The 18,665-nt window shown below is 40.2% G+C and carries 19 protein-coding genes; 6 read left to right on the top strand and 13 right to left on the bottom strand.

Translation table 11 applies throughout. The features are described from left to right. Positions 1 to 12: 12 nt before the first annotated feature. From era to AC25JC_RS10200, 7 genes are all read right to left on the bottom strand, one after another. Positions 13 to 1,041 carry a GTPase Era gene (gene era / locus AC25JC_RS10230; protein WP_067765139.1) on the bottom strand — a complete coding sequence of 343 codons (1,029 nt, stop codon included), beginning with the start codon at positions 1,039 to 1,041 and terminating at the stop codon, positions 13 to 15. After that, the gene (gene rnc, locus AC25JC_RS10225) at positions 1,041 to 1,739 is read right to left on the bottom strand and encodes a ribonuclease III (RefSeq protein ID WP_111883979.1); all 699 of its coding nucleotides are present in this window, start codon (positions 1,737 to 1,739) and stop codon (positions 1,041 to 1,043) included. The genes era and rnc overlap by 1 nt, the downstream gene beginning before the upstream one ends. Beyond that, the gene (locus tag AC25JC_RS10220) at positions 1,711 to 2,079 is read right to left on the bottom strand and encodes a DUF4845 domain-containing protein (RefSeq protein ID WP_078190327.1); all 369 of its coding nucleotides are present in this window, start codon (positions 2,077 to 2,079) and stop codon (positions 1,711 to 1,713) included. The genes rnc and AC25JC_RS10220 overlap by 29 nt, the downstream gene beginning before the upstream one ends. Before the next feature lie 22 nt (positions 2,080 to 2,101). Beyond that, positions 2,102 to 2,929: a signal peptidase I gene (gene lepB, locus AC25JC_RS10215; RefSeq protein WP_180023354.1), complete on the bottom strand. Its 828-nt coding sequence runs from the start codon at positions 2,927 to 2,929 to the stop codon at positions 2,102 to 2,104. A gap of 21 nt (positions 2,930 to 2,950) precedes the next feature. Next, entirely contained in the window at positions 2,951 to 4,768 is a 1,818-nt protein-coding gene (gene lepA / locus AC25JC_RS10210) for a translation elongation factor 4 (RefSeq protein ID WP_111883977.1), read from the bottom strand. Between the two features lie 195 nt (positions 4,769 to 4,963). Then, complete coding sequence (locus tag AC25JC_RS10205) at positions 4,964 to 5,413, bottom strand: acyl-CoA thioesterase (protein ID WP_180003252.1); 450 nt, start codon at positions 5,411 to 5,413, stop codon at positions 4,964 to 4,966. A 120-nt stretch (positions 5,414 to 5,533) separates the two neighbouring features. Further along, positions 5,534 to 6,916 (bottom strand): Do family serine endopeptidase, encoded by a 1,383-nt coding sequence (locus AC25JC_RS10200; RefSeq protein ID WP_111883975.1) that lies wholly within the window; start codon positions 6,914 to 6,916, stop codon positions 5,534 to 5,536. A gap of 229 nt (positions 6,917 to 7,145) precedes the next feature. Between AC25JC_RS10200 and nadB the strand changes: the two genes are divergently transcribed. Continuing rightward, complete coding sequence (gene nadB, locus AC25JC_RS10195) at positions 7,146 to 8,792, top strand: L-aspartate oxidase (protein WP_486923976.1); 1,647 nt, start codon at positions 7,146 to 7,148, stop codon at positions 8,790 to 8,792. 54 nt (positions 8,793 to 8,846) lie between these two features. Here nadB and AC25JC_RS10190 read toward each other — a convergent pair whose 3' ends face one another. The 6 genes from AC25JC_RS10190 to pabC all read right to left on the bottom strand — a co-directional run bounded on the left by AC25JC_RS10190 (position 8,847) and on the right by pabC (position 13,855). Beyond that, entirely contained in the window at positions 8,847 to 9,713 is an 867-nt protein-coding gene (locus AC25JC_RS10190; protein WP_078190334.1) for an arginase family protein, read from the bottom strand. Between the two features lie 11 nt (positions 9,714 to 9,724). Further along, the gene (locus tag AC25JC_RS10185; RefSeq protein WP_486923975.1) at positions 9,725 to 10,693 is read right to left on the bottom strand and encodes a hypothetical protein; all 969 of its coding nucleotides are present in this window, start codon (positions 10,691 to 10,693) and stop codon (positions 9,725 to 9,727) included. Between the two features lie 195 nt (positions 10,694 to 10,888). After that, positions 10,889 to 11,308, bottom strand: coding sequence for a PaaI family thioesterase (locus AC25JC_RS10180; RefSeq protein ID WP_486923974.1), 420 nt, complete (start codon positions 11,306 to 11,308; stop codon positions 10,889 to 10,891). A 68-nt stretch (positions 11,309 to 11,376) separates the two neighbouring features. Next, positions 11,377 to 11,982, bottom strand: coding sequence for a dTMP kinase (tmk, locus tag AC25JC_RS10175; RefSeq protein WP_486923973.1), 606 nt, complete (start codon positions 11,980 to 11,982; stop codon positions 11,377 to 11,379). Positions 11,983 to 11,991: 9 nt separating this feature from the next. After that, positions 11,992 to 13,044 (bottom strand): endolytic transglycosylase MltG, encoded by a 1,053-nt coding sequence (gene mltG / locus AC25JC_RS10170; RefSeq protein WP_180022488.1) that lies wholly within the window; start codon positions 13,042 to 13,044, stop codon positions 11,992 to 11,994. A gap of 1 nt (position 13,045) precedes the next feature. Then, complete coding sequence (gene pabC, locus AC25JC_RS10165) at positions 13,046 to 13,855, bottom strand: aminodeoxychorismate lyase (protein WP_486923972.1); 810 nt, start codon at positions 13,853 to 13,855, stop codon at positions 13,046 to 13,048. 161 nt (positions 13,856 to 14,016) lie between these two features. Here pabC and AC25JC_RS10160 point away from each other — a divergent pair, with 161 nt between their 5' ends. The 5 genes from AC25JC_RS10160 (at position 14,017) to cysW (ending at position 18,656) form a co-directional block, all read left to right on the top strand. Continuing rightward, a complete protein-coding gene (locus AC25JC_RS10160; RefSeq protein ID WP_180054964.1) occupies positions 14,017 to 15,024 on the top strand; it encodes a sulfate ABC transporter substrate-binding protein in 1,008 nt (335 codons plus the stop codon). Between the two features lie 176 nt (positions 15,025 to 15,200). Further along, complete coding sequence (locus tag AC25JC_RS10155; protein WP_180115008.1) at positions 15,201 to 16,214, top strand: sulfate ABC transporter substrate-binding protein; 1,014 nt, start codon at positions 15,201 to 15,203, stop codon at positions 16,212 to 16,214. Between the two features lie 33 nt (positions 16,215 to 16,247). Beyond that, positions 16,248 to 16,853 (top strand): alpha/beta hydrolase, encoded by a 606-nt coding sequence (locus AC25JC_RS10150; protein WP_180115007.1) that lies wholly within the window; start codon positions 16,248 to 16,250, stop codon positions 16,851 to 16,853. 85 nt (positions 16,854 to 16,938) lie between these two features. Further along, the gene (gene cysT / locus AC25JC_RS10145) at positions 16,939 to 17,772 is read left to right on the top strand and encodes a sulfate ABC transporter permease subunit CysT (protein ID WP_078190342.1); all 834 of its coding nucleotides are present in this window, start codon (positions 16,939 to 16,941) and stop codon (positions 17,770 to 17,772) included. Continuing rightward, positions 17,769 to 18,656 (top strand): sulfate ABC transporter permease subunit CysW, encoded by an 888-nt coding sequence (cysW, locus tag AC25JC_RS10140; protein WP_078192018.1) that lies wholly within the window; start codon positions 17,769 to 17,771, stop codon positions 18,654 to 18,656. Before cysT ends, cysW begins: the two co-directional genes overlap by 4 nt. The last annotated feature ends 9 nt before the right edge of the window (positions 18,657 to 18,665 follow it).

The following is an 18,665-nucleotide window of genomic DNA, read 5'->3' as shown; positions in this document are numbered from 1 at the left end:
GTTATTTAACGATTAGATATCGCTATAACCCAAGCTTTTCAACGCACGCTCATCATCAGACCAACCGCCTTTGACTTTCACCCAAAGCGTCAACATGATCTTTTGCTCGAACATTTTTTCCATATCTACACGTGCATCCATACCGATTTTCTTCAGTTTGGCGCCCTTCTCACCAATAACAATGGCTTTTTGGCCAGAGCGATCGACAAAAATCGTCGCATCAATATAGGTACACGCCGCTTTAGGACGACCAGTTTTTGGATTAACTGTTGCTTCTTCTGTTTTAAACGACTCAATTTGAACCGTTAAATCATAAGGAAGCTCTTCACCCAATTGACGCATGATTTTTTCACGAATAATTTCAGAGGCAAGGAAGCGCTCTGAACGATCCGTTAATTGCTCAAGTGAATACAGTGGTGGTTGGAATGGTAAATATTTCTCAATCGTGCTGCGCAAATGATCTAAATTTGCACCACGTAATGCTGATACAGGAACAATTTCTGCAAAATTCATTAATTTTGCACGCTCTTGTATCAATGGTAATGCATGGTTTTTATTCTCTAGTGTATCAATTTTATTGATCACAAGAATCACTGGCATATCGGCATTTTTTAGCTTTTCTAACACTAAATCATCATTCTGTGTCCATTTGTCTGCATCAATCACAAACAAAACTAAGTTCACATCACGAAGTGCAGAATGTGCCGCACGGTTCATCATTTTATTAATGGCACGGACTTCTTTTTTGTGCATCCCCGGGGTATCTACAAATACCGCTTGAGATTTTTCGCGTGAGTCAATACCCACAATTTTATGACGTGTGGTCTGTGGTTTACGAGAGGTAATGGAAAGTTTTTGACCCAAAATATGGTTCATCAACGTTGATTTACCCACGTTTGGACGACCAACAATCGCCACAAACCCACTTTTAAAATCGGCAGGAATTTCAGTGCCTTGTGCACTAAAAAACTGACTAATTAAATCGTTACTGTCGCCTTGCGACTCGTGATCAGCATCTACGTGATCGGAATGAGTAGTCATTAAGACTTTTTCTCCAAAATTTCTAAGATTTCTGCCGCTACTGCCTGTTCAGCAAAGCGACGGCTTGAACCTTCACCGTATTTAACAGGGAGCCCTTCAACTGTACATTCAACTTTAAAATGTTGGTTCGGAGCATCACCCTGAATATCTACAACCTCGTAAACCGGGAGAGGTTTTTTACGTGCTTGTAAATACTCTTGCAAACGTGATTTAGGATCTTTCAGTTGATCAGTTGGTTCAATATGATCTAAATATGGCACATACCATTTAAGAACAATCGGTTCCAGAATTTTTAAATCCTGACAATCGACATAGATTGCACCAATGATCGATTCAACAGTATCCGCAAGTATAGACTCACGATGATGACCGCCAGATTTCAACTCACCTGTACTCAAGATTAATTCTTGACTGAGTTTTAAGTCATTGGCAATTTTTCCTAGCGCTTCCTGACGAACCAGTGTCGCACGCATACGCGTTAGACGCCCTTCATTTTCATGCGGGTAGGCATGGTACAGATAATTGGCAATTATCATACCCAATAATGAATCGCCCAGATATTCTAGGCGTTCATAATTGTATTTATGGCTCACCGATCGGTGGGTCAAGGCCAGTTGTAACAATTCAGGTTGTTTAAACTGATAACCGATACGACTTGCTAAACGAGCTTCATTTAGCTTGGACTGAGCTTTGATCAAAACTTTTCTCGAACTTCAACACAATATCAATATTCAATAAGAAAGGTTTTCTTATTTCATAATTTTTTTCCACGCGTAAACCATTATCATTGTTTACTTGTGCAATATCTGAAAATTTAATATCAATCATATTCATATTAAATCGTTTATCCATTTCCTTTACAAATCCAGCTGGACTAATATTCTTAGGAGCACTAACAAGTTGCTCACGGATCTGACTATTAATCATCCGATCCTCAAAATATGGCCCCCATACTGCAATTGCAACCTTCGCCATAAATGCAAAACCAACTACAGCTAACATTATAGCTAAATAAGACGTTCCCCGTTGATGTCTCATTTTATATTCCTATTTTTATAGACTAATCAATACTGCCATTACGACTAAATGAAGGCAGTTTTAAACCAGGTTCCTTATGCATCCACTTGTAAAAAGCACGTCCAGTGAGGTTTTCTTCAGGCACAAAGCCCCAAAAACGACTGTCCGCACTTTGATCACGATTATCCCCCATCGCGAAATAGTGACCTTCAGGAACCTTAACTTCCCAATATAAACCATTTTCTGTTGAATATTTACCATTTTCAACATAGTTGATAAATGGCGCTTGGCGCGCAACATTGACACCTTCAAGCTCGCGCATAGTAAACGTATGCTTACCCATAGTTTCTTTATGATAAATCGATGTAGGTGTGTCGAGTTGATCTTTTTCACGGCTAAATTCAACTGGAACTTTTGCCACTTTCTGACCATTCACACTCAGTTGACCATGATCATAAACAATATGATCCCCTGGCAAACCGACCACACGTTTAATATAGCTAATGGTTGGTTGTGGTGGATAACGGAATACAATTACATCTCCACGTTCAGGCTCACCAACATCAATAATTTTTTTATTAATAATAGGTAATCGTACGCCATACTGATATTTATTCACCACAATAAAATCACCTGTCTCTAAGGTTGGCACCATAGAGTCAGATGGAATATTAAATGGCTCATATAAGAATGAACGCATCACCAAGACTATCGCTAGAATCGGCCAGAAATCATAAGCCCATGCGATAACGACATTTTCATTCCCCTTACCTTTAGTCTGCCGTTGCTTCCAAACAAACTTATCCAATAGCCAAATTAAGAAAAAAATGACTGTGGCAGGAACAAGGATCAAATTAAAGTCAAAATCCATGAGCTCATAAACCTCTATTTATTATCTTTCTACTTTCAATACAGCAAGGAACGCTTCTTGTGGGATTTCGACGCTGCCCACTTGTTTCATACGTTTCTTACCTTCTTTTTGTTTCGCAAGAAGTTTCTTCTTACGCGACACGTCACCACCATAACATTTAGCCAAAACGTTTTTACGCATCGCTTTTACAGTTGAACGTGCAATGATTTGTGCACCAATCGCTGCTTGAATAGCCACATCGAACATTTGACGTGGAATTAAATCTTTCATTTTTTCCACAAGTGCAATACCACGATGGCGAGCATCTTGTCGGTGGCAAATCATGGCCAAGGCATCAACCTTTTCACCGTTGATTAACACATCCACCTTAACTAGAGATGAACTCTCAAAACGCACAAAGTTATAGTCTAACGATGCAAAACCGCGTGAACATGATTTCAATTTATCAAAGAAATCCATCACTACTTCAGCCATTGGAATTTCAAACGTAATGGCCACTTGGTTCGCCATAAACTTCATATTCTTTTGAACGCCGCGACGTTCAACACATAAAGTCATCACATTACCCAAGTATTCTTGCGGTACTAAAATGTGACATTCAGCAATTGGCTCACGTAAATCTTCAACTGTTGAACCATCCGGCATTTTAGAAGGACTATCGATGTAAATAGTTTGACCATTTTTCATCACCGCTTCATAAATTACGGTTGGTGCTGAAGAAATCAGGTCAAGATCATACTCACGCTCTAAACGCTCTTGTACGATTTCCATGTGCAGCATACCCAAGAAGCCACAACGGAAACCAAAACCGAGTGCATCCGAACTTTCAGGTTCAAAGAATAATGCGGAGTCATTAATTTGCAGTTTGTGCAGCGCTTCACGGAAGGGTTCAAATTCACTTGAATCGATTGGGAATAAACCTGCATAGACCTGTGGTTTCACTTTTTTGAAACCCGGTAAGCTTTCAACTTCTGGTGTAGTTGCCAAGGTAATCGTATCACCAACTGGAGCACCAAAAATATCTTTAATACCCGCAATCACGAAACCAACTTCACCTGCTTCGAGCATGTCAGTTTCTGTATGTTTAGGATTAAAAATACCTACTGAGGTGATAATGTGCGTTTGACCAGTTGATTTCATCAACATTTTATCGCCTTTACGCACACGACCTTCTTTAATACGAACTAAAGAAACCACGCCCAAATAGTTGTCGAACCAAGAGTCAACAATTAAGGCTTGTAATGGTGCATTACGATCGCCTTCGGGTGCAGGAATGACATTGACTAGTGTTTCAAGCACCCCTTCAATGCCTAGACCGGTTTTAGCTGAACATGTAGGTGCTTCAGTCGCTTCGATACCAATAATGTCTTCAATTTCTTGAATAACACGCTCTGGCTCTGCTTGCGGCAAATCAATTTTATTTAAAACAGGTAGGACTTCTAAACCTTGTTCAATTGCTGTATAGCAGTTAGCAACAGACTGTGCTTCGACACCTTGTGCAGCATCGACAACCAATAATGCGCCTTCACATGCAGCAAGTGAACGTGAAACTTCATAAGAAAAGTCAACGTGCCCAGGTGTGTCAATAAAGTTAAGCTGGTATTCTTCACCGTTAGGATGAGTGTAATACAAAGTCACAGATGTAGCTTTAATCGTAATACCACGCTCACGTTCTAATTCCATAGAATCTAGAACCTGTGCCTGCATTTCACGATCTTGCAGGCCACCACAAGTTTGAATAAATCGGTCGGCAAGCGTCGACTTACCATGGTCGATATGCGCAATGATCGAGAAGTTACGAATGTTTTTTATATCAACAGATTTTTTAGCTTGCGCCATGGGCTACCTTGGAAAAATAAAAGCGCTATGCATGCAATTCTTTATGCATAGCAAAAGCCGAATAGAAATTGCCGAGGATTATAGCAGATGGATTTTTCAAAGTATCGAAAATAATGCATTGCTTTTATGCTAACCACTTATCCTGCGTGTAGAACTTAACTAGTCTTCGCTTTAATATGAGGTTTCAATTAAAAATCAGAAATCATAAGCACTAAAATCAAGCGGATTTATGCTATCTGCGATGGGTTGATAAGCTTGGGTAAATGTTGGCGACATGCGCTTTGGACGGCCTGTAGCAATTTCAATGCATGCCCACTGTGTATTGCCTGTAAATAATATCGCTTTGTCTTTAGGGCGATAAAATACATACTGCCGAAACGAATACAATGCATTGATATCATTTAGCCAAGTTCGTAAAATAATCTCCTCACCTTCGAGCGCTGCTTTACGATATTGCACATGATGCTCAACAGCGACCATGGCATGCTTCAATTCAATATATTCTTTTAAGCCTAAACCCAAAGCTTCAATATGTGCTGTCGCGACATCTTGCATCCAACTGACGTACACCACGTTATTCACATGATTTAATGTGTCGATATGTTCAGCTTGAACTGTAATTTTTAAATCAAAGATATCGCTCATAGCGTCCTGCAAATTTTAAATTGTGGCCCACAGTCTACCCATTTTTATCTAAGGGTGAATTGCAAAAACGCTAAAGTTAAAAAAACCACTCGCTTGGAGTGGTTTTCATTTAGTAACTCATTACTGAATACGCATGCCCACAATCGCACGCTGTCCCTGACGAATCAAAGAAACACGTGCAATGCTACCATTTTTCAACTCAGAAATAACTTTCACAAAATCTTCAGCATTGTTTACGACTTTATTATTAACTTGGGTGACAACATCCCCCGGCTGAATTCTCGCTTGTGAAGCTATACCACCAGCTCGCACATCTTGAATCAAGACACCGCCTTTTAGACTCAATTGTTTTAATTCATCTGCGTTTAAGTTGCGGATCGACACCCCAATCACTGGACCTTTTTTCACAGATGTCGTTTCAGCTTTTGCAGGCGTATCATCTGGTGCTGTGATCAAGGTTGCTGAAATATTTTGGCGTTTATCATCACGCAGCACTTCAAGCTGAATACTTTGATTTGGACCTGTACGATTAAGATAATTCAGCAGTTCACCTGTACGTGAAATTGGTGTGCCATTAAATTTCAAAATGACATCACCCACTTTAAAGCCAGCTTTTGCAGCAGGTGAATTTGGTGCAACTTGAGTAATCAAAGAGCCTTCTGGTTTTGAAAGGTTATAAGACTCTGCAAGATTACGATCAATATCTTGTAGCATGACGCCTAAATAAGCACGTGTTACCTTGCCGTTTTTCTTTAATTGGTCTGCAACATCCATTGCAACATCAATGGGAATCGAGAACGATAACCCCATATAACCGCCTGTACCACTAAAGATACGAGAATTTACCCCGACCACTTCACCAGACTGATTAAATAATGGACCACCAGAATTACCCGGGTTCAATGCCACGTCAGTTTGAATGAATGGAACCGAGGTTTCTCCCATCATATTACGCATTTTAGCACTAACGATTCCTGCCGAAGCTGAATAGTCAAAGCCAAATGGTGAACCAATGGCCAACACTGGCTCACCTACACGTAAACGGTCAACATTGCCTGTGCGTAGCTCAGGAAAATTTGAACCTTTGACCTTTAACAAAGCCACGTCAGTCCGCTCATCACTACCCACAACTGTGGCATCAATTTCACGGCGGTCATTCAGTACGATGGTGACTTTCGAGGCATCTTCTACCACATGGTGATTTGTCAATAAATAACCATCTTTACTAATAAAGAATGCGCTTCCATAACCGGTCTTTTCTTGCGGCATTTTTTGCTGCGGAATAACCACCTGATTACCGAAAAAGCGTCGTAATATTTCTGGGACTTGTTGCTGCAAAAGCTCTTCTTGACTAAGCTTTTTAACCACATTCACGCTTACGACAGCTGGGCTGACTTGTTCAACCAAATTGGAAAAATCAACAGGACCCGCTGCCTGAGTCTGCACGCTAGCAACCGTAAACACAGCTGCATAGAGTCCCTTTTGTAAATACGATTTATTCATTGTTAGCATTCACTCAATTGTGCTTATCATTTGAAATACGTTAGTTTTTATCACAATGCAAGTCTAAGCTTCGTAATAAAATGTTTGATGATTATTTATGATAAACAATCTTAAACATTCCTTAAATATTACAGATCTATGAATATTTTTCATTATTTAGTTAATTTATAGTCATTGCGTTTATAAGAAAAAACAGTTGTGATGATCGGACATTTTTTAAAATTAGCTGATGGACATGTCTAATTTAAACACGACACATCAATTTGATGTGATTATTGTGGGAAGTGGCGGTGCAGGCCTAAGTTTAGCCCTATCGTTACCAGATCATTTTAATATTGCTGTTTTAGCTAAATCGACGCTGACGGATGCCAGTACATATTATGCCCAAGGTGGTGTTGCTGCCGTCCTCGATAAAACAGATTCTATTGAACAACATATCAATGACACCATGATTGCCGGTGCGCATTTATGTGAAATGGCAGCGGTAAAACAAACCGTTGAAGGTGGTAAATCTTCTGTCGATTTTCTACTGAATCAGGGTGTGCAATTTACTTTGGACGACCAAGAACAGTTACATCTGACACGTGAAGGTGGTCACTCTCACCGGCGGATTATCCATGCAGCAGATGCCACAGGTCGTGCTATTTCCACAACATTGGTTGAACGTGCGCAAGAAAAAGCCAATATTCATATTTTTGAAAATTTTATTGCAATCGATTTAATCACGGCACAAAAATTAAATCCTGAAGCTGAAAACCGTGCTCTCGGTCTGTATGCTTTAGATGAAAAAACCGAAAAAGTACATACCTTTTTAGCACCCTTCACTGCCCTTGCCTGTGGTGGTGCCATGAAGGCATATTTATATACATCAAATCCCGACATTGCGACGGGTGATGGTATTGCCATGGCGTATCGTGCAGGCTGCCGTGTTGCCAATATGGAGTTTAACCAATTCCATCCAACCTGCTTATACCATCCTCAAGCTCGCTCTTTCTTAATTACCGAAGCGATGCGTGGCGAAGGTGCCTATTTACGTCTTCCAGATGGTGAACGCTTTATGCTGCGCTTTGATGAGCGTGCCGAATTAGCACCACGCGATATCGTAGCGCGCGCTATTGATTATGAAATCAAACGTCTAGGAATCCGTCATGTTTGGCTTGATATCACCCATAAACCTGCAGAATTTGTCAAAGAACATTTCCCAACATTGTATGCACGCTTAATGCAACTCGGTATTGATATTACCAAAGAAATGATTCCGGTGGTTCCGGCAGCACACTACACCTGTGGTGGCGTTGTGGTTGATGAAAACAGTCAGACCGATATTCCAGGCCTATATGCCATTGGGGAAACCTCTTATACCGGCCTACATGGTGCAAACCGTATGGCGAGTAACTCCTTACTGGAATGTTTCGTTTATGGCATGAGTGCTTCAGCACATATCACAGCACAACATCAAGGGATTTATCAGGCGCCTCATGTCCCAGAATGGGATGACTCGCAAGTGACCAACCCTGATGAAGACGTGGTGATTTTGCAGAATTGGGACGAGCTTCGCCAAACCATGTGGAACTACGTGGGTATTGTCAGAACAACCAAGCGGCTTCAACGAGCGCTTCATCGTATTGAAATGCTCAATCGTGAAATTACCGAGTATTACCAAGACTACCAAGTCAGTAAAAATCTGATTGAACTACGTAACTTAGTATTGGTTTCAGAAATGATTGTGCGCTGTGCAATGGAACGTAAAGAATCTCGTGGACTGCATTTCACTTTGGACTATCCTGAACAAGCAGACGAACTACGTAAAACGGTGTTAAGTCCACCCGATTTCACGGTTGATTGCCCTGTAGTTAATACTGAGTTAGTCTCTTAAAACTTTTAAATTAAAAAAAAAGCCGCACATGATGTCGGCTTTTTTTTGATTTTACTACCCATAAATATGTAATGCCGCTTTGAAAGTTTCTAAGTGCAGATTTACAAGATCATTCATATTTTGATAGCCCCCAGCCAATACAAACATCAGCGGAATATCTGCACGTTTAGCCAATTTAAAGACCATTTCTTCGCGTTTCTGTATCAAAGCGGTACTAAACCATGATGAGCCAAATGGGTCAGCTTGATGACAATCCATTCCTGCTTGATAAATGATTAAATCTGCACCCCATGCTTTGGCATGCTGTATTCCCTCATGTATAGCCAAGGTATATTGTGCAAAATTTCCACGATCTTTATGCACATGCCGAGTTAAAGAACGTTCATAAGTAGGGCAACCAAAACGTAGCCCATAAATACTAAAGTTAAAAAGGTTCTCTAAGCGTCTAGTAAACTCAGCTGTACCATTCCCCCCATGTTGATCGCAATCGAGTACAAAGATTTTTTTATTCGGATTCTGCTGTGCCACAAAAGCCAAACCATTGAAGGTGCAAAATGATCCACCATATTCATACACTGCATGGTGAAAACCTTGTGCAACATTCGCTGCGATACCTTTTTGCAAAGCCAAATCTGCAGCCATCAACTGCCCTGCATTGATTCTCAGCACAGCATCTCGAAGCTGAGTATTCCAAGGCTTAAAACCTGAAAAGGTCGCAAGCTTAGCGGGCTGCCCTGTCATAAAAGCATCCACATAAACAGGATCATGTACTTGGCTTAAAATTTCAGCGTCGATACACTCAGGCTCATGTATTCTGATGTTCTGCCATTGTTCTAAAGCTGTTCCAACCGCCAATAATTTTTCCATACTATTGGTATGAGTATGAGCAAAATATTTTGGCGAAAAGCATACATCTAACATGATGGAAACACTCAAAGTTGCGCTATTGCCACATCTATTAATTGCTGAAGCTCAGTCGTACCTGGACTATACAGACCATTATCCACTTGCTGCTGAAAATGTGTACTGAATGCACGCTTTCGATTTTGAGGTGACACTGACAAGGTGGTTAAACGTAAAAACCACCACCCAGAAATGGCCTGATAAGGAATCACAAAACCTTTAAACTCACGATTTTGTCGTTTTTCAACTAATTGTTCAGCATCATAACTCACGGAAAAAAGTGAACCCGCTGGAATACGAACACCATTCATGAGTACAGGTTTCAAGCTGATACAAGAATGGTTATCCCCCATATTTAACTTTTCCATAAATAAGGGCTGACCGTATTCATCTACAAAAATATTAATTTCACCGCTACGAAATACACGTCGATGTGCAATTTTTAAAAAGAAATTTTCAGCCATCGGACAAGAGCCAACTTTTGGCTTATTAGCCAGTGCTTGCACTTCAACGATTTGGTTTTCAGTTGACGATTTTGGCAAAATCAGATCTTCAATCAAGGTACAAATAAGCTTACTTTCTTCCAAATTTGCATGTTGCTGAATTTGACGCAAACTTTTTTGAAGATGTAATTCTATCTGTAAAACCTCGTAAAAGTCTGTAAATTGTTTCAATTGCTGAATGTTTTGATTTAAATTTTGATTTAAATCTAGATGACGCCAACTAGACAAATCTAAATGATAAGCACGACTTTGATCTAAAATTTTGCGTAAACCATGCGTGTCATATTGATCAAAGAGTTTGAGATCTTGAAATTCATGTGATGCACGCGGCAAATTAATATATTCAGCTAATACTCGTGTGGCTTGAGTATATCCACAGCCACGTCGTTCTGTTTGATGTGAGTAATGCTCATTCAGCATTTCTGTCAATTTTTCTGACAAAGGATATGCATGCTCCTGAAAGAGCCGAACAACTTCATGTGCAGTAGCAGTCATGTATTTAACCAATCAAATCTGTGATTCAATTATAGATTTAAAATAACACTTATGAGTTGATTGATTTCCACTAAGCTCTTGAAATTATGCAAATAAAAATACACTATGCAGAAAATTCACCAACCAATGCACAATTTATTTAGACAGACTGCTGCATTTTAATCCAATCTAATGGATCAACTGCATATTTTCAGTTCAATGTCGCTGCGGAGGAATCGAATAACTCCCTGTTATATGTGCAACGGGCTCATCCACACCTACTGAATACACCAACACTTCACCATAAATTATACTTTTACCGACTTTAAGTAATCGACATTCTCCCCGCAAATCTTTATTCGCCTCAGGCTTCCTTAAAAAGTTAATATTCATACTTGTGGTGACTGCAAGTCCGACAATTCCAATCTCTGCAAGTATTGCCACATACAATGCAAAGTCCGCCAAAGTCATCATAGTCGGGCCTGAAACAGTATTGCCAGGCCGCAAATCTTTTTCAGTCACATGCCAAATTAAAGTGGCAGCCTTTTCACCAACTTCAACGATAGTGCAATGCTTTAAGCTTGGCGCAAATTCAGTCTTAAGGAAATTGATAATCTCCTGTTTTGTAGTATGCATAAAAAATCATCCATAACTTTTGCTATGAATGATTTTTAAATCAATTACCTAACAAATACTATGGCATTTTAGATCTGCTGTAGTTGCGATAATGCCTGTTGGAATACATGCTCAGGTGTTTGGGTTGCGTCAAGGCGTTTCATTCGTTCAGGATGCGTTTGATGAATCTCAGCAAAACCTGATCTTACTTTCTCAAAGAAAGTTGCTTTCTCTTGTTCAAAACGGTCTAAAGCACCACGCTCTCTTGCTCTTAACATTCCTGTTTCAATCGGTGCATCAAGCCAAAAAGTAATATCCGGTATACGCGCCACAAAACCGTCATTTAAAACTTTCAGTTTTTCTCGATCCAAACCACGACCTGCACACTGATATGCAAAACTCGAATCTGTAAAACGGTCACATAAAACGATTTTACCTTCTGCCAATGCAGGTAAAATCACGCGCGCCAAATGCTGTGCGCGTGCAGCATACATAAGTAACAACTCTGTATCATCACTCATTGCTTCATCATGATTGACGGCCAGAAGTAATGCACGAATTTGTTCAGCCATAGGTGTACCACCCGGCTCACGTGTAAGTACGACATTTTTACCCAAATTTTGGAAATGATCATGTAATTTACGAATGAGTGTAGTTTTACCCACACCTTCCGTACCTTCAAAGCTAATAAACATGCTCACTCCTTAGTTTTTCGCACGAATTACAGATAAATATTCTTGTACCGCGCGGTTATGGTCTTGCAAATTACTGCTAAATTTATGGCCGCCATTTCCTGTTGCAACAAAATATATATTGTTAGATGAATCAGGATGCATCGCGGCTTCAATTGCTTTTTGACTCGGCAAAGCAATCGGTGTTGGTGGTAAACCATTAATCGTGTAAGTGTTATAGGCTGTTGGTGTACGTAAGTCCTGACGAGTTATATTACCGTTGTACTTATCGCCCATGCCATAAATAACCGTAGGGTCCGTTTGTAAACGCATGCCTTGTTGCAAACGACGGACAAACACCCCTGATACTTGCTCTAACTCACGATCAAGACTGGTTTCTTTTTCAATAATCGACGCCATAATTAAGGCTTCATATTTATCTTTGTACGGTAAATTTTGAGCTCGATTAGTCCAAGCCTGATCTAAGGCTTTGATTTGTCTGTTATACAAATCTTTTAAAATTTTACGATCAGACTCGCCTTTTGCAAAGAAATACGTATTCGGTGCAAATAATCCTTCAGGGTGTGAATACGGAATGCCGAGCTCTTTTAAGATTTCTGCATACGGTAAATGACTGATGTCATGCGTCACCAAAGGGTCATTTTTTAAAGCATCTATCAGTTGCTTAAATGTCGTACCTTCGATCACTAGAATTCGATTCATTTGCGCATTTTCAGAATTCGAAATCAACTCCATAACTTCTCGTACACTCATACCTTCATGAATTTCATACACACCTGCTTTTAAGGTGTCATTAATCATGAACTTTTGGTACAACTTCAAAATAATAGGAAAATGAACTTGTTTCTCTTTGGCCAGTCGGTCAATAAAACCTGAATAGGTATCCCCTGCACCAATCGCCAACATTTGCTTTTTGCCTTCCACGGGATAGGCTTTAAATAAACTCGACCACAGTAAAATCGCCACAAGTACAACGATGCCAAGTAGCACAACCAAACATGCTTTAAATGGAAAACCTGCTTTGGCAGATTTTTTCTTATTTGTTTTTTTAGACGCGGTGGACATATTAACGAATCTGACTTAATTGAAGTGTTCGGAAAAGTTCAATACAAGATTGAACATCTAACTCAACTCCATTCAGAGTTGATGCAATTTTCATGGGACTTAAGGCATTACAGAAAAAAACACTCTGAAAATGCGTAATTTCATCCATATTGACGTGACGTTGAGTACATGGAATCTGATGCTGCAGCATCCGTTTTAAAATTTCTGCACGCATGACACCATGCACGCCATTATAACGAAGTTCGGGTGTAATCCATCCTTCATTTGTGCGAATAAAACAATTACTGCTCACACCTTCAACAACTGTACCTTGCACATCCGTCACCAAAGCTTCGCCCCATGGGGTTTGATCCAACTCTGCTTTGAGCATAACTTGTTCTAATCGATTTAAGGACTTCAAACCCACCAAACTTGGCATGGTTAACCCAATGGCTTGATGTAATACACCACTTTCGACAGTTTCGTACTCAAAATCTGCAACAGCTTTGGGGTAATAAAACACCCAAACATCTGCTGGATGCTCAGGCAAACTATAGCCACGCTGACCAATACCACGACTCAACACAATTTTTAAAGTGCCATTGACGATATCTTGTTTACGTAACAATTTTAAAGTGTCTTCAATAAGGTTTAAATCTGCATTTAGCTTTAATCGCTCATTGCTCAATTTTAATCGTGCAATATGCAAAGCTAAAAGTTCTATTTGTCCTTGGCGAATACGTGCCGTGCTAAAACAGCCATCGCCATAGTGAAAGGCTCGATCAAGTAAATTAACTTGTTCTATTTGCTGCGCATTTTTAAAACACTGCATACGTCGTCATCCCAATTACATCACTTTATTTTAAAAAATAATCGCTCAGCATATATTTCTTTTTTGTTCATATTAAATTCTTTTTTAATTATTTTTTCTGCATAAAAACTACAGATATTCTTGCCTCATCCAACAAAACATGTATAAAAATTGAGGACAACATGAATCTATCTAAATTAAAACTTGGGGTTTTGGCTGCATTCATTTCTGCCACAGCATTCAGTGCATCTGCCAAAGATTTCTTAAATGTGTCATATGATCCAACCCGTGAATTGTATGACAACTTCAATAAAGACTTTAGTGTTTACTGGAAAAAAACCACAGGCCAAGACATTAACTTTAAACAATCTCATGGTGGATCAGGTAAACAGGCTCGTGCAGTTATTGATGGTCTAGATGCAGATGTCGTCACTTTGGCTTTGGCTGCAGATATTGATGAAATTGCTGCACGTGGTTTAGTTGCAAAAGACTGGCAAAAGAAATTTCCGCAAAACTCAACCCCCTATACATCGACCATTGTTTTCTTAGTGCATAAAGGCAACCCGAAAGGCATTAAAGACTGGGGCGATTTAATTAAACCGGGTGTCGACATTATTACCCCGAACCCAAAAACATCCGGTGGTGCGCGTTGGAACTATTTAGCTGCGTGGGCTTGGGCCAAACACCAAGCAGGTGGTAATGATACAAAAGCCCAAGAATTTGTCCGCCAAATCTATAAGCAAACCAAAGTCCTCGACTCAGGCGCACGTGGTGCAACAACTACATTCGCTGAACGTGGTATTGGTGACGTGTTATTGGCTTGGGAAAATGAAGCACATCTGGCAGTTCGTGAACAGCCGGGTAAGTTTGAGATTGTGACCCCTTCACTTTCTATCTTGGCCGAGCCACCAGTTGCGATTGTAGAAAAAAATGCCAAGAAAGATGGCAATGAAAATTTAGCCAAAGCGTATTTAAATTATCTGTACTCACCTGCAGGTCAAACTATTGCCGCACAGAACTATTATCGTCCACGTAATGCGGCAGTTTTAGCAAAATATAAAAATGTTTTTAAACCTTTAAAACTCGTCACGATTGATAAAGAGTTTGGTGGTTGGAGCAAAGTGCAGAAAAAACATTTTGAAAATGGTGGTGTCTTTGATCAAATCGTGAAGATCAATAATTCAAAATAATGCTTTAAATACTGAAAAGCATCTTCCTTGCGCATAAGGTCGATGCTTTTTTTTCATAGACATGCCTTTTATCTTTTTTATTCATATAAAATTCGTTTTTAATTATTTTTTATGCATAAAGATTGGCGCTATTCTTCACCCATGTTACAGATAAAGTAAAAATTATTGAGGTTCACATGAGTATTTCCGCAAAATTAAAATTGGGTGTTCTTGCTGCAGTCATTTCGACGGTTTCTTTTGGCGCAGCTGCAAAAGACTTCTTAAACGTATCTTACGACCCAACGCGTGAACTCTATGAAAGTGTGAATAAAGACTTCAGTAAATATTGGGAAAGCCGTACAGGTCAAAAAATTAATTTTAAACAATCTCATGGTGGTTCAGGTAAACAAGCGCGTGCCGTCATTGATGGCTTAGATGCCGATGTGGTGACTTTAGCTCTCGCAGCAGATATTGATGTGATTGCAGAAAAAGCCAAACTTTTACCTGCAGATTGGCAAAAGAAACTTCCGCAAAACTCAACGCCATATACCTCAACTATTGTGTTCTTAGTACGCAAAGGCAACCCAAAAGCGATTAAAGATTGGGGCGATCTAGTTAAACCAGGCGTGGGTATTATTACCCCAAACCCGAAAACTTCAGGCGGTGCGCGTTGGAACTATTTAGCTGCATGGGCGTGGGCAAAACATCAAGCGGGTGGTAATGATACAACGGCTCAAGAATTTGTCCGTAAAATTTATAAAAACACCAAAGTGCTCGATTCAGGCGCACGTGGTTCGACTACGACCTTTGCTGAACGTGGTATTGGTGATGTATTGCTGGCTTGGGAAAATGAAGCACATTTAGCGATTCGTGAACAACCGGGTAAATTTGAAATTGTGACCCCTTCACTTTCAATTTTAGCTGAGCCCCCTGTTGCTATTTTAGAAAAAAACGCAGAGAAAAAAGGTAATCTTTATTTAGCCAAAGGTTATTTAAACTTCCTTTATTCACCACGTGGTCAGCAAATCGCAGCTCAGAACTTTTACCGTCCACGTAACGCTACAACGCTTGCACAATACGCATCAGTATTTAAGCCACTTAAACTCGTAACCATTGATAAAGAATTTGGTGGTTGGGATAAAGTCCAAAAAGCACACTTTGAAAATGGCGGCGTGTTTGACCAAATCGTCAAAGCCAACAATGGAAAATAAGACCATTCATTGACTGAATCAGGAGAACTTGACATGACACATACAGTAATTGTCCCGGGTGTAGGCGGTAGTGAACACGCACATTGGCAATCTTGGTTACAACGTCAGCTCATGTCTAGCTCTCGTGTTCAGCAAAAAGATTGGAATCATCCTGTACTAAAAGACTGGATTAAACAATTCGTTCAAACCGTACGACCTTTACAGGGTGAAATTCAAATTGTGGCGCATAGCTTTGGTTGTTTAACCACGGTGGCAGCATTGGCCTTGTATCCAGAACTTAATAAAAAAATCAAAAATTTAGTTTTGGTTGCGCCAGCCAATCCAGCACGCTTTGGAGAAAACGGCTTTGCACGCGACAGTACGACGGATTACAAAGCATTTTTTCATCAGTTAAGTATTCGTGTGCCGACAACGATGTTGATTAGTGAAAATGATCCTTGGCTAGCATTTGACGATGCAAAACAACTTGCTGATGCTTGGAAGCTCTACCCTGTAAATATGGGCGCTGTGGGTCACATTAATGTTGCATCAGGTTTTGGACCATTTCCTGAAATTTTCAATTACTTAATTTCAGAAAACCACATGAAACATATCAGCTTTACTGATGAAAACAAGTATTTATTTCAATTTGCTTTTTAAGTACTGAGCATTAAGCTTGTCGCAAAATCATTTATTCAATTTTGCTGACCTTTTAAGTCAGCTTTTCTCATTTTGAGGAGTCATCATGTCGCAGCGATCCCGAGTGCTGCCAGGATTTGGTCTTTCTCTAGGCTTTACCCTAGCGTATTTATCCTTAATTGTGCTCATTCCCCTTTCAGCCGTATTTATTAAGTCTTTAGGTATCGGTTGGGATGGACTATGGGAGATTTTAAGCTCAGAACGTATTTTAAAATCGTTACAACTGAGTTTTAGTGCCGCCATTATTGCTGCGTTAGTTAATGTGGTTTTTGGTTTACTCTTAGCATGGTGCTTGGTTCGTTATACCTTCCCGGGTAAACGTATTGTCGATGCATTGGTTGATTTACCTTTTGCATTGCCAACTGCCGTTGCTGGTATTGCATTAACTTCGTTATATGCACCGACTGGTTGGATCGGTCAGTACCTTGAACCCATTGGCATTAAAGTCGCATATACCCCGATCGGTATTACCTTGGCTCTCATCTTTATTGGTATTCCTTTTGTGGTTCGTACTGTACAGCCTGTACTGAGTGATCTAGAAACTGAACTTGAAGAAGCAGCTTCGGCACTGGGCGCAAACCGCTTTCAGATCGTGACCAAAGTGATCTTACCTATTCTATTTCCAGCGCTGTTAACAGGTTTTGCTTTGGCCTTTGCTCGTGGTGTGGGTGAATATGGATCGGTGATTTTTATCGCAGGTAACCAACCCTTCAAGACTGAAATTGCCCCATTGATGATTATCTCTCGCCTTGAAGAATATGATTATGCAGGTGCGACCACGATTGCTGTTGTGATGCTGGTGATTTCTTTTGCCATTTTATTCTTAATTAACTTGGTTCAAGCATGGGCAAGTCGCCGTACAGGGAGAACTGCACGATGAATACGAACAGTAATGCGCTTGCGGAAAAATTACAGTCGCGTGATGCAACGCGTGAACCGACATGGGTTCGTTATACCCTGATCATCATTGCTTTAATTTTCTTCTTAAGCTGCCTGATTCTGCCATTGGTTTTGGTTTTCGTTGAAGCCTTTAAACAAGGTGTTGGCGTTTACTTCCAAGCACTGGTACATCCAGATACATTATCAGCAGTAAAACTTACGTTACTGACAGCTGTGATTGCCGTACCGTTGAACGTCGTCTTTGGTGTAGCTGCGGCATGGTCTGTTGCCAAGTTTAATTTCCGTGGTAAATCTATTTTAACCACGATTATTGATATGCCATTTTCAGTCTCTCCAGTTATTGCTGGCTTAATGTTGGTATTGATTTTTGGTACTCAAGGTTGGTTAGGCGGCTGGCTGATGGATAACGACATCAAAATTTTATATGCCGTTCCAGCCATTGTCCTTGCTACTGTGTTTATTACCGTTCCTTTTGTGGCACGTGAGTTGATTCCATTAATGGAAGCTCAAGGGACTGAGGAAGAAGAAGCAGCTATCGTATTGGGTGCTTCAGGCTGGCAGACTTTCTGGAAAGTGACACTTCCAAATATCAAATGGGGCTTAATCTACGGCGTGATTCTATGTAATGCACGTGCAATGGGTGAGTTTGGTGCTGTTTCTGTAGTTTCAGGTCACATTCGTGGCGAAACCAACACCTTACCGCTACACGTAGAAATCCTTTATAACGAATATACCTTTAGTGCTGCTTTTGCTGTGTCTTCACTATTAGCGCTCTTGGCGATTGTGACCCTGATTTTAAAAACATGGGTTGAACTACGTCAGGAACGACAAGACAAGCGTAAAGAAGATTCACAAGTTTCTTAAGGAATGACC

The organism is Acinetobacter sp. P37 (genome assembly GCF_057480965.1).
Note: the sequence above shows the minus strand (reverse complement) of the source record. Positions and strands in the feature narration are given on the sequence as shown.